The 13,092-nt window shown below is 57.7% G+C and carries 7 protein-coding genes and 4 pseudogenes; 3 read left to right on the forward strand and 8 right to left on the reverse strand.

Translation table 11 applies throughout. From position 1 onward, the window contains the following. Positions 1-51: 51 nt before the first annotated feature. The 3 genes and pseudogenes from AACY08_RS23640 to AACY08_RS30665 all read right to left on the reverse strand — a co-directional run. Positions 52-564: a hypothetical protein gene (locus AACY08_RS23640; protein WP_339471635.1), complete on the reverse strand. Its 513-nt coding sequence runs from the start codon at positions 562-564 to the stop codon at positions 52-54. 314 nt (positions 565-878) lie between these two features. Beyond that, positions 879-1,913: a methyl-accepting chemotaxis protein gene (locus AACY08_RS23645; RefSeq protein ID WP_445261438.1), complete on the reverse strand. Its 1,035-nt coding sequence runs from the start codon at positions 1,911-1,913 to the stop codon at positions 879-881. Positions 1,914-2,162: 249 nt separating this feature from the next. Then, positions 2,163-2,444, reverse strand: a pseudogene (locus AACY08_RS30665) (PAS domain-containing protein); the annotation flags it as partial. A 162-nt stretch (positions 2,445-2,606) separates the two neighbouring features. Here AACY08_RS30665 and AACY08_RS23650 point away from each other — a divergent pair. Continuing rightward, positions 2,607-4,805 (forward strand): OsmC domain/YcaO domain-containing protein, encoded by a 2,199-nt coding sequence (locus tag AACY08_RS23650; RefSeq protein ID WP_339471637.1) that lies wholly within the window; start codon positions 2,607-2,609, stop codon positions 4,803-4,805. Between the two features lie 117 nt (positions 4,806-4,922). Here AACY08_RS23650 and AACY08_RS23655 read toward each other — a convergent pair. The 3 genes and pseudogenes from AACY08_RS23655 to AACY08_RS23665 all read right to left on the reverse strand — a co-directional run. Further along, positions 4,923-5,151: pseudogene (locus AACY08_RS23655) on the reverse strand (hypothetical protein); the annotation flags it as partial. 116 nt (positions 5,152-5,267) lie between these two features. Then, positions 5,268-6,131 (reverse strand): 4-hydroxy-tetrahydrodipicolinate synthase, encoded by an 864-nt coding sequence (dapA, locus tag AACY08_RS23660; RefSeq protein ID WP_339471638.1) that lies wholly within the window; start codon positions 6,129-6,131, stop codon positions 5,268-5,270. A 292-nt stretch (positions 6,132-6,423) separates the two neighbouring features. Beyond that, positions 6,424-7,815, reverse strand: coding sequence for a hypothetical protein (locus AACY08_RS23665; RefSeq protein ID WP_339471639.1), 1,392 nt, complete (start codon positions 7,813-7,815; stop codon positions 6,424-6,426). A 206-nt stretch (positions 7,816-8,021) separates the two neighbouring features. Here AACY08_RS23665 and AACY08_RS23670 point away from each other — a divergent pair. After that, positions 8,022-8,919: pseudogene (locus AACY08_RS23670) on the forward strand (SGNH/GDSL hydrolase family protein). 111 nt (positions 8,920-9,030) lie between these two features. On the opposite strand, the pseudogene AACY08_RS23675 reads toward AACY08_RS23670, so the two are convergent. Next, positions 9,031-9,291, reverse strand: a pseudogene (locus AACY08_RS23675) (LysE family translocator); the annotation flags it as partial. A gap of 83 nt (positions 9,292-9,374) precedes the next feature. Continuing rightward, positions 9,375-12,005, reverse strand: coding sequence for an AAA family ATPase (locus AACY08_RS23680; RefSeq protein WP_339471640.1), 2,631 nt, complete (start codon positions 12,003-12,005; stop codon positions 9,375-9,377). Positions 12,006-12,469: 464 nt separating this feature from the next. On the opposite strand from AACY08_RS23680, the gene AACY08_RS23685 reads away from it, so the two are divergent. Continuing rightward, positions 12,470-12,931, forward strand: a complete 462-nt coding sequence (locus AACY08_RS23685) for a hypothetical protein (protein ID WP_258710622.1) — start codon at positions 12,470-12,472, stop codon at positions 12,929-12,931. The last annotated feature ends 161 nt before the right edge of the window (positions 12,932-13,092 follow it).

A 13,092-nucleotide genomic window follows, 5' to 3' on the forward strand; every position in this document is an offset into this window, starting at 1 on the left:
ACGCCGGCAAAGGTGACCGGTAAACGGGCACCTTTGCCGGCTACAGAGCGGTCAATTGTCGGCCTTGACCCATTTGCAGTTTGTCAGCGTATTTCCACCATTCACGCGCAAGTAATAGGCATCCGGTGCACCATTACGCTGGTGAACTGTACCCACGGCGCCGTCGTGATAGTTGGTGTACAACTTCCCGTCAACAATCTCCCAGCCTAACGGGTAGGCCGAGGAGCGGTAAACCCACCAGCGAGGGGCCGCTCGGCAGGACAGATAGTTGCCGTCCTGAGTCTCAAGGACTAAGAAGTTGCCATCGTTGGAGACTTTCTTGAACTTGGCTTTCGGACCGTTGGACGCGGTTGCGCTGATGTAGTCGTAGAAGCTCCACGTCGGATTGGTACCAACAAAGTAAGCATGGCCTTTCCTGACTTTACCGTCGTCGTCGATATATTCCAGCTCAAGGTTGAGCCACTCGTCATCCGGAGGGGATTGGCTGCCGCCGCGAGAGGTCAGGGGGGGACCATCGGGTACGAAGGGTTGATCATCTGCGGCGGGCGTTAGTGTATCGCTCATGGGTAAATTCCTTTAAATGAGAGAGTCGGAATGATTATTCGCCGAAGCCGAAGCCATAATGCGGAGGGGGTCATTCAGGGGAGGATTGCGGTGATAGGCCAAGTTTCGCCCTGCACACAACGAGCTGTGCTACCACTGGGGACAACGACCCGTTTCCGCTACGGCTGGTCCTTCTCTCATCCATGAGTTCAGCAACCAACGGTATGATCCGTCGAGGCGCTATGCAAGGTTAGGACATAGCGCTGAATTCGTCGAAAAATATCTGCGGCGTGCACCCGTCGTCGTTTCGATGACGGGTGCTGGATGACTGCTGATCAGCGATTGAACCGCTCAACCAACGCATATTGGGTGGATGCGGTACTCGTCAGCTCCTTGCTCAGGTCTGTGGATTGATGGGCTTGTATCGAGGTCTGGTCAGCCAGTTCGGCGATGGTGGTGATGTTGCGGCTGATCTCCTCGGCGACCGCGCTCTGTTCTTCGGTGGCGGCGGCGATCTGGGTGGTCATGTCGGTGATATGGGACACCGCTTCGCTGATGCCTACCAGAGCCTGGTCAGCTTCGAGCACCCAAGCGACGCCTTCCTGCGCTTGGCGTTGACCGTTTGCCATGCTGTTCACGGCGTTGTTGGAGGACACCTGCAACTGGGTAATCAGCCCGTGGATCTGGGTGGTGGATTGGGAGGTGCGTTGCGCCAGTTGGCGCACTTCGTCGGCGACTACGGCAAAGCCGCGGCCCATTTCACCCGCGCGGGCCGCTTCGATAGCCGCGTTGAGCGCCAGCAGGTTGGTCTGGTCGGCGATGCCTTTGATCACATCCACCACGCTGCCGATTTCGTCGCTGTCCCGAGCCAATTGCGCCACGGTGACGCCAGTCTCGGCGACGACAGTGGACAGGCGCTCGATGGCTTCACGGGTATCCCGCGCCACCTCACGACCGCGTCCGGTCAGCACGTTGGCTTGCTGGGTGGCATCCGCAGTGCGCTGTACGTGGCTGGCGACTTCTTGAGTGGTCGCGGCCATCTGGTTGACGGCGGCGGAGACTTGTTCGGTTTCGACACGCTGGCGGTCCAGGCCGTTGGAACTGGCAGTGGCCAACTGATCGGATTGCCCGGCCAGGGCACTTAGTTGTTCAGCGCTGTCCTGCAGGCGGGTGAGGCAGGTTTTCAGGCGCGCGCTCTGGCTGAGGAACGCTGTTTCCAAGCGTGCCTGTGGCCCCCGGGCGTCGCTGTACATCTGCGCGATCAACGCATCCGAAGTCGAGGGTTCGACACCTTGCAGCAGGCGCAAGGTGCTGCCTTGGCGCCAGCGTGAGCAAAGCATACCGACCGGCACGGCGACGGCGACGGCCACCGCAATGGCCAGCGGTGCGCTGAGGAATAATCCAGCGAGGCTGCCAGCCAGTCCGGTTGCCACGTAAGGCACGCAGCTGACGGCGGCCGGCAGCCAGGCATCCTGGCGTGGCACGCCCGGTTTGCCCCGGCTGATACGCTGATACAGGGCCTGGGCCCGGCGGATTTCGTCGTCGCTGGGCTTGACCCGCACTGACTCGAAGCCGACAACCTTATTGTCTTCAAAAATCGCCGTGACATAAGCGTTGACCCAATAGTGGTCACCATTTTTCGAGCGATTCTTGACGATGCCCATCCACGGCTGGCCTTGTTTGAGCGCGCTCCACATGTGCGCAAAAACCGCGGGGGGCACATCAGGGTGACGTACGATGTTCTGCGGCGCGCCGATCAGGTCGGCGCGTTCAAAGCCGCTGATCTCGACAAAGGCGTCGTTACAGTAAGTGATGACGCCGCGCACATCCGTGGCGGAGATGAGTTTTTGTTGCGGCGCGAGGGAAATCTCGCGTTGTGTTACAGGCTGGTTATTGCGCATTCAGACTACTCCCTGGTTGCCTTCAGTCCATCGGCGCCAACTGCAAAAAGGTTAATACACGTTGGCTAATTCGCCAGCCACTGGTCAAAAGCCTGAAACTTGCAGATGAAACCCCTCATAATGGCGGCCATTTTTGTTTAGCCGTTATTCTGGTGTGCCCCCATGGAAATCAAGGTCAACTTTCTCGACAACCTCCGGCTTGAAGCCAAGTTCGATGACTTCACGGTGATTGCCGACCAGCCCATTCGCTACAAAGGCGATGGCTCGGCACCGGGGCCGTTCGATTACTTCCTGGCGTCGTCGGCGTTGTGCGCGGCGTACTTCGTCAAGTTGTACTGCGAAACACGCAATATCCCCACGGACAATATTCGCCTGTCGCAGAACAACATCGTCGACCCGGAAAACCGCTACAACCAGATCTTCAAGATCCAGGTCGAGTTGCCGGCGGATATCTCCGACAAGGACCGCCAGGGCATCCTGCGCTCCATCGACCGTTGCACGGTTAAAAAAGTGGTGCAGGCCGGGCCTGAGTTCGTCATCGAAGAAGTCGAGAACCTGGACGCTGATGCCCAGGCGTTGTTAATGCCAGGTTCTACGGCCGAGGGCGGCACCTACATCGCCGGCAAAGACCTGCCACTGGAGCAGACCATCGCCAACATGTCCGGCATTCTCGCCGGCTTGGGCATGAAGATCGAAATCGCTTCGTGGCGCAATATCGTGCCCAACGTCTGGTCGCTGCACATTCGCGATGCGCATTCGCCGATGTGCTTCACCAACGGCAAGGGGGCGACCAAAGAGGGCGCCTTGGCGTCGGCGTTGGGCGAGTTTATCGAGCGGCTCAACTGCAACTTCTTCTACAACGACCAGTTCTGGGGTGAAGAGCTGGCGAATGCAGCGTTCGTGCATTACCCGGATGAGCGTTGGTTCCAGCCAGGTCCCAAGGACGCGCTGCCAAGCGAAATCCTCGACGCTTACTGCCTCAAGGTTTACAACCGCGATGGCGAACTGCGTGGCTCGCACCTGTTCGATACCAACTCCGGCAACGAAGCGCGCGGGATTGTTTCGCTGCCATTCGTGCGCCAGTCCGACGGTGAGGTGGTGTACTTCCCGTCCAACCTGATCGAAAACCTTTACCTCAGCAACGGTATGAGTGCCGGCAACACCTTGGCCGAAGCCCAGGTGCAATGCTTGTCGGAGATTTTCGAGCGCGCGGTGAAGCGTGAAATCATCGAAGGTGAGTTCGCCTTGCCGGACGTACCGGCCGAGGTGCTGGCCAAGTACCCTGGCATCCTCGCCGGTATCCAGGGACTCGAAGCCCAAGGTTTCCCGGTATTGGTGAAAGATGCGTCCCTGGGCGGTGAATTCCCGGTGATGTGCGTGACCCTGATGAACCCACGCACCGGCGGCGTCTTCGCCTCCTTCGGCGCGCACCCGAGTCTGGAAGTGGCACTGGAACGCAGCCTCACCGAACTGCTGCAAGGCCGCAGTTTCGAGGGTCTGAATGATCTGCCGCAGCCGACCTTCGAAGGCCAGGCGGTGACCGAGCCGAACAACTTCGTCGAGCACTTCATCGACTCCAGCGGCGTAGTGTCGTGGCGCTTCTTCAGTGCCCAGTCGGACTACGAGTTCGTTGAGTGGGATTTCTCCGGCGAGGGCGAAGACTCGAATGCCCAGGAAGCCGCGACGCTGTTCGGCATCCTTGAAAGCATGGGTAAAGAAACCTACATGGCGGTGTACGAGCACCTCGGCGCCACCGCGTGCCGCATCCTGGTGCCGGACTACTCGGAAATCTACCCGGTGGATGACCTGATCTGGGACAACACCAATAAGGCGCTGTTTTTCCGCGCGGATATCCTCAACCTGCACAGCCTCAATGAGGAAGAGCTGCAAGCGTTGGTCGAGCGTCTGATCGAAAGCGAGCTGGACGACTACACCGATATCACCACCCTTATCGGCATCGAGTTCGACGACAACACCGCCTGGGGTCAGTTGACCATTCTGGAGTTGAAACTGCTGATCTTCCTCGCCTTGCAGCAACACGAGGAAGCCAAAGAGTGCGTGGAGATGTTCCTGCAGTACAACGACAACACCGCTGAGCGTGGCCTGTTCTATCAAGCGATGAATGCGGTGCTGGAGATGGAACTGGACGACGACCTGGAACGGGCGGATTACGAAGCCAACTTCCGCCGCATGTTTGGCAATGAGCGGATGGACGCGGTGATTGGTTCGGTGAAGGGCGATGTGCGGTTCTATGGCCTGACGCCGACCAGTATGAAGCTGGAAGGGTTGGAGCGGCATCAGCGCCTAATCGAGAGTTACAAGAAGCTGCATTCGGCGCGGGCCAAGATCACCTCAGCCTGACGCAAACGCCTGTGGGAGCCAGCTCCCACATGTGATCGGTTTCTGCTGTTAGATTTTTGCCAGGGCCTGCGCCAAACCCACGCATCTGTTTTCGTGCCAGCTCATGCTGCGGATGGGACGCCAGGCCCGGGTAAGGTCGGTGAGGCTCAGCAGGGGGTTGGGTCTCGACCCAGACCATGCGCGTGTCGTCCTGCAAGCTGGCCTCAAACGCCAAAAAATCACTCAGGTCGACAAAGCTGAAGCGGTGCCCGGCGCTGCGTTGGCGCACCTTGTCGAACCCGCTGACCCGAACCAGCGGCGTGTTGCCGATAAGCTGGAGGACAGCGGGGCGAGGAAGCGAGGGCATGTCGTCACCGGGATACGGAGGGGTTGGACAGCAAGAGGCACAGCCTGCGTTCGACGATAGGCCGGGATCGGTCCGGTCGCAACCGGACGCTCCGCTGGCGGTCTGTTTTTAGCGCATCAGCCGGCCAGGTTCTGCAGCTGCTGCAAGCGTGCTATCACGTCAGCCCCGGCCGTTTGCATCGGCGCCCGCAACTCGCTGCCGATCAAGCCCTCCAAGGCCAACGCCGCTTTAACCGGTGCCGGGTTGGGCTCCATGAACATCGTGTTGATCAGTGGCAGCAACCCAAAGAACGTCGCCCGCGCCTCGGCCAGTTGGTTGTCCCGTACCTGCTGGCACAAAGCCACAAACTCTTCAGTCTGTCTATGTGCCGAGGCCGCAATAGCCCCGGTAGCGCCGAGGCACAGCGCGTTGAACATCTGCACATCTTCCCCACACAACACATCCACCTCACCGCTGGCCAGCAGCGCTAGGGTATTGCCCAGGTTGCCGCCGCAGTCCTTGATCGCGACGATCCGCGGGTGGGTGACGATAGTCAGCAAGGTGGCCTGCTCGAAAGTTGCGCCGGTGCGATAGGGAATGTCATAGAGAATGATCGGCACGCTGGACGCATCGGCCACTGAGTGGAAGAAGGCCACCAGGCCGGCCTGGGACGGGCGGATGTAACTTGGCGCCGGCACCAGCAAACCGGCGATCGGCCGTTGCAGGATTACACGCTGGAATTGCAGTAACTCGATCTGGTTGTTGCCTGCCAAGCCCATGACTACGCGGTGCGCCGGCACCAACTGCAACACCGCATCCAGCACCGCGAGTTGTTCCTGGCGGCTCAGCGATGCGGCTTCCCCGGTGGTGGTGCATACCATGATCCCGGCCACGTGCTTTTCCAGCAGGTGGCTGACCAGCCGGCGCAGGCCGATAAAGTCGATGGCACCGTCATGGAACGGCGTGACCACGGGGACCCAGATACCTTGAAACGATGACATGCACTTTCTCCTGATGATTGACCGCTTGAGTCACCGTCAGAAGGGCAGAGGGAATTGTGCAAGGGAGGAAGACCGTCGCGCTCAATGCCCTGTCAGCTCATCTGACGGGACAGCGCGCCCCGGTCACATGAGCGACTGTTTCTTCGATTTGAGGGCGTGCGCAACGCAACCTTGCGCCTTGGCAATGGAGCCAGTGGCGGAAAGGTTAACGGAGGACATTGCGGACATTGGCTGACACACCCTGAATAAGGCCTCCATCTTTATGGAATATTGCAGAGTGTGTCAACGGCGTTTATTCGAATTTATCGATACGCGTGTCGGAATAGTAGAACGCGTTTTTGTCCGTGCTCGACTCGTAGAAGTAGGCGTAGTCGGTCAGGTAGTACAGGTGGTTCACCCGGTTGTATTCATCGTTATCGAAGCTGCACTTAAGTGCCTTGGCCGCCCCGAGCAGGCCAGGGTTGAGCTCGCTGGCCTGCAGTTCGCGTTCAACTACGCAGCGGGTAATCTGGACTTTGGTGCGGCTGCCAATGAGGCTATTGAGGCTGGAGCGCGTTGTTTGATAAATCACGGTGTCGCCCACCGGCAGGGATTTCCAGTTGCCGGTGAAGCTCAACTGCGTCAGCGTTTCGCTTTCTGCCATGCCCGAGGAACTGTAGGTGTTTTTCGCCACCAGCGGGATGAGGTTGCGCCAGCTCACCGTGTGGCTTTCATAGCCTTGCCCGCGGGTGGCGATGGCCAGTTGTCCGCTTGCCGCATCCTGGCTGATGAAGTCCGTACTCTGGCTGTTGGTGGTCTCGCCCTTAAAGGTCGACGTGCCGGTCATGTGCACGTATTTGAAGGCACGGGCGGGCTTGTCCAGGTTCAACGGCGTGATTGCGGCCAGCACCTGAGGTTGTACCGAGGTCAGTGCGATGGTCACCGGCGCCTTCAGGCGTGGTTTGAACGCCGGCAGCGCGGCAATCTTCTGCGGGTTGACGCACACCTTATTGAACAACTGCACATAGTCGGCATTGCTGCCGGCGATTTTCTGTGGCGTGGGGAAACTGTCGACGTGGCCATCACTGACGCGGTTGTCGGCGTCCATGTCGTAGCCGGCCAGCGCCTTATAGGTACCGTCCGTGCACGACACCGCAAAGTGCTCGCGTTTCTGCGCATAGGGGGCGTTGTAGGGCATATCGTTGAGCACCGCTGGCTCGTCGAAAGCAGCCCAGAAGCGTGTTTCGCCATTCACGGTCTTGATGCTGTTGGCGTCGATCAATACCTGGTTGTCACGCTCGTTGCTCTGCATCAGGCGCCAGTCTGGCTTAGGCGTTTCGGCACAGGCGCGCACGAATGTCTGGTTGGCGGCCAAGGTCGCGCGCAATTGCGGCGATAATTTGCGCGCCGCGCTGTAGCGGCCTGCACTGGCGGGGTAGACCCGTTGCGAGCCGTCCAGGTACAGCAAATGCAGTTGCGGCGATGAACAGGCCGCCTCGAATTGCATGGTGCGTCGCAGACCACTCGGGCCGTCCGGCATCAGCAGCTCGAAGCTCAGCAGGTCGCCTTCGCGCACGATGCTGTTTTCAACCAGGGGCTGGGCGAGAGTGTCGGCGAGCATGCGGTCGACTTGGGTTTTCTGGTTGGCACAACCGGCCAGGGTGGCGATGCCACCGATCAGCAAAAGAGGAGTGATAAAGCGCACGAGAGCCTCGTTGAGTCCATTCGGGTTTAAGGGTAACGGCGGGGAGCGCTGAATCTGTAGCCGGATGTTACAAGGTGAAAGCCTAACGAGCCAAACGGCATCTGTACAGCGCTTGCATGGCCGCCGCCGGATAGGTGCGGGTCGCAATCGTTTTACTGCATTTGCAGCGGGCCGCTAGTCTATCCAGACATTCTGGGAGAACTTCGATGATACGACGCGCGTGCCTGGCTGCTCTGCTGACTCTATCTGCCTCGACCGCCTTGGGCGCCACGAGCTACGATCATCTGTATGCCTTTGGCGACAGCTATTCCGACAATGGCGCGGGCGAAGCGCTCACCACTCGACTCGCAACGCAAAAGGTCAAGGATGCCCAAGCGCTGCCAGGGCCGCTGTATTGGAAGGGACGCTGGAGCAATGGGCCGACCGCCGTCGAAGGCTTGGCCGACGCACTGAACATACCCCTGACCGACTACGCGGTAGGGGGGGGCCAAAAGTGGCCACGGCAACTACTACACGTGGATGATGCCGTCCCAGGATACGGGCGTTCTGGGCCAGGTCGCCGAGCACTTGCAGGCCGCCAAGTCGCACAAAGCCGACCCCAAGGCGCTGTATTTCATCTTCATCTCGGCCAACGATTTTTTCGAATGGGCCGATTTCTCCCACCCTGAAACCATTGAAGCGCTGAGTGAATCCAGCTTGGCCAACATTCGCAGTGCCACAGAGCAATTGGTAGCGGCGGGCGCCAGGCACGTGATGGTAGTTGGGACTACTGACCTCAGCCATGTACCCGCCGTGGTGCAGGGCAACCAGGTCGATAATGCGAAAAAATACCAGCAGTTGCTGGCGCAAAAACTCCCGGCGGCGCTGGCGCAGATCGGCGCGGCAAAGGTCAGCTATTTCGACCACTTGGCCTTCAGCGACAAACTGCGCGCCAATCCCGCCGCCAACGGCTTCAAGGACCTGGACACGCCGTGCCAAGCCACCTACCCAGAAGTGAAACCGCTGTGCACCAACCCCGACGGCCACTATTACTGGGACGAATGGCACCCCACCCGCACAGTCCACGCGCTGGCGGCCAAGGCCATGCTTGAGGTGCTGCCTTAACCTGCGGCCACCGCCGCTTCAATCGCGGCGATGAAGGGCGGTGCCGTTGTACCAGAGACAAAGGGTATTTTTGCGGGTCATGGTCGGACTCCACGGAAAATTTAAGGTGATTTAAGCCCTGCGCGCCATCAACAACACCGTCGCCGCCGCTGACAGCAACCCCGCGCAGCACCGATTAAACATTCGCTTGCCCCGAGGCTCCGCAAACCAGCGCCGCATATGCAGGCCGATATAGGCGTAGGCACTGATGGCGATCCATTCCAGCACCAGGAACATCACGCCCAGGAGGGCGAATTTCGGAGTGATCGGCTCGCCGGGCACGACGAATTGCGGCAGGAACGCGGTGAAGATCAAGATGGCTTTCGGATTGCTGGTGCCCAGTTTGATTTCTACCTGCTGGATGGTCGCTTTCGAGCTTGTACGTAAGGCGGCCGTCTCAGCAGGTTAGTGATTAATCAGCGGCCCTGTTGCAACTGCGCTAGCCCAGCATCCAAAGCTGTGGCCGCGTCGATGATTCGTCGCACGGCCGCACGATCGAACTCATTGTCGCGTTGGGCATCATGTGTCCCGCCGTTTAGGTAGCTCCATTCAATCGATCCACCGTTAATACCTAAAAGATCATCGAGCGCTGCTACTACTGCTGGTATCGCTGGATGTGGATTCGGCATGCGTCCCAGAGCTCCACGCAACTTCACGCACTTGTTATTGAGTTCCCAGTTTGCCCGAGGTCCGCTAAGTTTCAATTCCAAACGGCCATCCCCGCGTTTTCCCAGCCATGTCCATAAGCGATCCGTCAGGCTTTCAATGGCAGGTCTCGAGTGCCGCAGAGCATCCCGTTTTTCTTCAGCAGCAAGGGATGCCTGGGCCAGGAGGACGTAGTTCTTCGTGGGTGGGTCGGCATCGACGCGCAAGTGGTGTTCGCCTTCACGCGGGAGAAACTTATAGACCTTGATCAACTGCGCCCTCTGTACTCCCAACTCTTGCTGGATACGATGTAGAAATTCCTCAGCATGCGATGTCAGGATGACTTGCTTTCCACCAAGCAGGTCGTCTTCAAAAAAGGTCCGCCATATCCCATTTCGGTGTTCGTCATCTATGGCGTTCACAACGTCATCGAAAATCACCACAGGACACCCTTGATCGATGTTTTTTGCTAGCAATATAGCCAAACCCAGGCACTTGATATGCCCTTCACTGAGGATCACTAGGGCGTCATAACGAACCCCAGGTTCGGCTGAAAACTCAATCTCGATCTTGCCGTTCTCCGCCAGCGGAAGCCACAGGGCATGAAGTAGTTCGGCGGGCGGATCATCCCGGTTGAACGAGTTGTACAGGTTTCGAGCTCTCTGCCCAAGGCCTTGCAATAGGAGCGCTGGCAGCCCGTCCAGATATTGCCTCAAAGCCTCGAGGAATCCGTCGTAGCTGTCTTTGATCATCTTGTGATGAGCGATCTGCTGCGCCTCCGTGGCGACTTCAGCTACCAGTTCATGATTCGCTACTTCGAACTGTGCGACTTCGTTCTGTGCATCGAGCACCGCTTGTAGACTGGTGGCTCGAATGGTTTTACAGCGTTCTATCTCGGAGCGATATCCGTCCAGACGTTCACGTTCTTGAGCCAGGCTCTGGCGTTGGCCGAGGATTAAATGACTTTCAGCGTCTTTCTTCTCAATGGCGGCGACTAAGTTGAGTAGCGTCCGCCAGGCATGTTGATTGTTGTCCAACCAGGGCTTGAGCCACTCGCCCGCAGATGTTGGAGGCAGTAGCGGCAGGTTGGCTACTCTCAGTTCCTCGGGACTCACGGCCACGAGAGCACGAATAGCCGAAGACATGGCTACGAGCAATTCGTGAAGTACGCTAGTCAGTGCCTGATCATGTTGTACTTTCTTCTGCTCAATGGCCGCCAGTTCGGCGAGTTGCTGGAGACCAACTTGTGCCTTTTCGAATGGATTCTGGGCAACGTTACCGAGATCGGTTCCGCAGGCTGGGCACGAATTCGCCCCATCATTCAGTTGAAGTACAGCCTCGTATAGATGTGTATATGAAACATCTTCGGCGCGTGCTGCCAGTTGCTGTTTTGCGGCCGACAGTAGCTCATCAATGCGATATGCCTCTGCGAGCAGAGCGGCAAGATTGACCTGGTTGACATCATAAATCTGAGGTGATGGTGCGTTGAGTAAACCTTGAACATAGGGCAGCCGCCCTTGTGTTTGCGCATTTCCAAACAGCCAATCGCATACTTCGGCGAATGATTTGCCCGCCCATATACGTTCGGCCACTGCCGATTCATCACGATCTGACTGAGCGAGTTTTTCGGGGTTTGTTTTGATTAGTTGCTCAGAAGCAGCTAAATGAGCGCGTCGACCCGATAGCGTTAGTGCTTTCAGGCCAGTCAGGTTGAGATTCTCGTCAAGGGTTGGATTAAAACCTCGAACGAATTCGCTGAACTGATCCACCCCAAACAAAGTTGCGATCAGTTGGCGCTGGTCACCAGGGGTTCGAGCGGCTATTCGAGCGAAGTCATCCAGACGATTCTTTTCGATGAAACAGAATCGGTAGGTATTTTCACTGGGCACCACCGCCGCTGGAGCCGCTTCGCCCTCCCATGAGGTCAGGACCGGTAGTACGTGCCGACGAAGTCTAGCGTTATTGCAGTAAGCACGATGCTCCACGCGCTTTACCTTTGCCTCGCTAATCGATCCAAGCATGGCGGCTTCCAGCGCTTCGCAAAAACTGCTTTTCCCTGTGCCATTGGCTCCATAGACGAGCGTTATATCTCTGCTAAGGTCAAACGTCTCCTGTCGCATGAAACCGCGAAAGGGGCCTACGGTAAGCTCATGCAAGCGTCCAACGAGCGGCTCACGTCCATCAAGCGGCACGTGCTGCTGAAGTTGGGCGGGCGTGTTCAACAGATGTTGTACTGCGATAGGCGCTAGTCGCCCTGAGCGTGCGCGGCGTGCAGTACCTACTTCAGCAAGATGGCCCAAATTGGCGAGCACAAGATTCGCCATTCTCCTCACATTTTCTGGTGCTGGTGGTATGTCCAGTGACGCAAGAAATCTCTGATGTTCAGCCAGAATGGAGGTCATAACCGGTCATTGATGAGGTTTACATCCGTGGGTTTACATCAATATAGTGTGAATTCGCCATCAACGAACTTGCTATTTGAAACAATCGCTAGCCCATAGCTGTTGTGTGTATTTGCTGGGTGCCTGAGCGCCTTTAAATGGCCGAAAGTGGTCTTTTGTGAGGTTTTATATTGCCCATCACCAGGCTTGCTGGGGCCCAGCTTGATTCTCAGCGGCTGGATGGCCGCATTCGACCGACTGCTGCCGGTCACGAGCGAAAAACATCAGCCTTTTCGGTGATGGATTGGAATTACTAATCCTGTAGGCCACGTATTCCTTGCTCTACAGAGCCGGCCTGAAAGCTGCGTACCACTTTCGTACCAACACTACTTCCAAGCAGTGACGCCATGCTCCTCACGACAGGCGGCAATCGGCCAAGAGCAGACGTTCGAACCTAAGGTAATGCGATGAAGAGAAAAACAAGAATGACTGCACCATTGACCAGTAACGAAGCAACCCAGCCTGGACCTGGCTGGACGTTTGACCCTGATCGCATGATCCGAATAGCCGATTGTCATTCGATCATCGAAGTTCTTCGCCACATCAAACACAGTGGGCCGGAATGGGCGCATCGTAACGTCCACATTTGCTTTCCCGGCCCATCAAATGCTTGGGCTCTGGTGTACCCGCTTCAGAATGCCAGTGCCCCATACTTTGACTTCATGTATACCCACGAAGAGCCGCCTCAGGAAGCGCTGTCCGCACTGCTAGGGAAGTATCCACAGTGTTCCGTCATCGACTGGTCGCCCGGACGCTTGGCCTGCATCGAAGCTCAGGGGGTGGATGTTGAGACGCTCGCTGAAGTTATCCGGGATCTAGCTGAAGCTGCTTGGGAGGAGCACATCACGTTCGTCGATGCTTCGTACGAGGAAATGGGTAAAGCGTGACCCAAGAGCGGACAGTCGACCTTAGCTGCCCAAGTGTAGTGGTCTAATGAAACCGGACACCCATTTAGGCGAGAATGCTCGCCAGAACGAGGTGTCAGATGACCAAACAACGCCGTACCTTTTCCCCTGAATTCAAACGCGAGGCTGCCGACCTCGTTATC

It is taken from the genome of Pseudomonas sp. EL_65y_Pfl1_R83, from assembly GCF_963970695.1.
Lineage (GTDB): Bacteria > Pseudomonadota > Gammaproteobacteria > Pseudomonadales > Pseudomonadaceae > Aquipseudomonas > Aquipseudomonas tritici.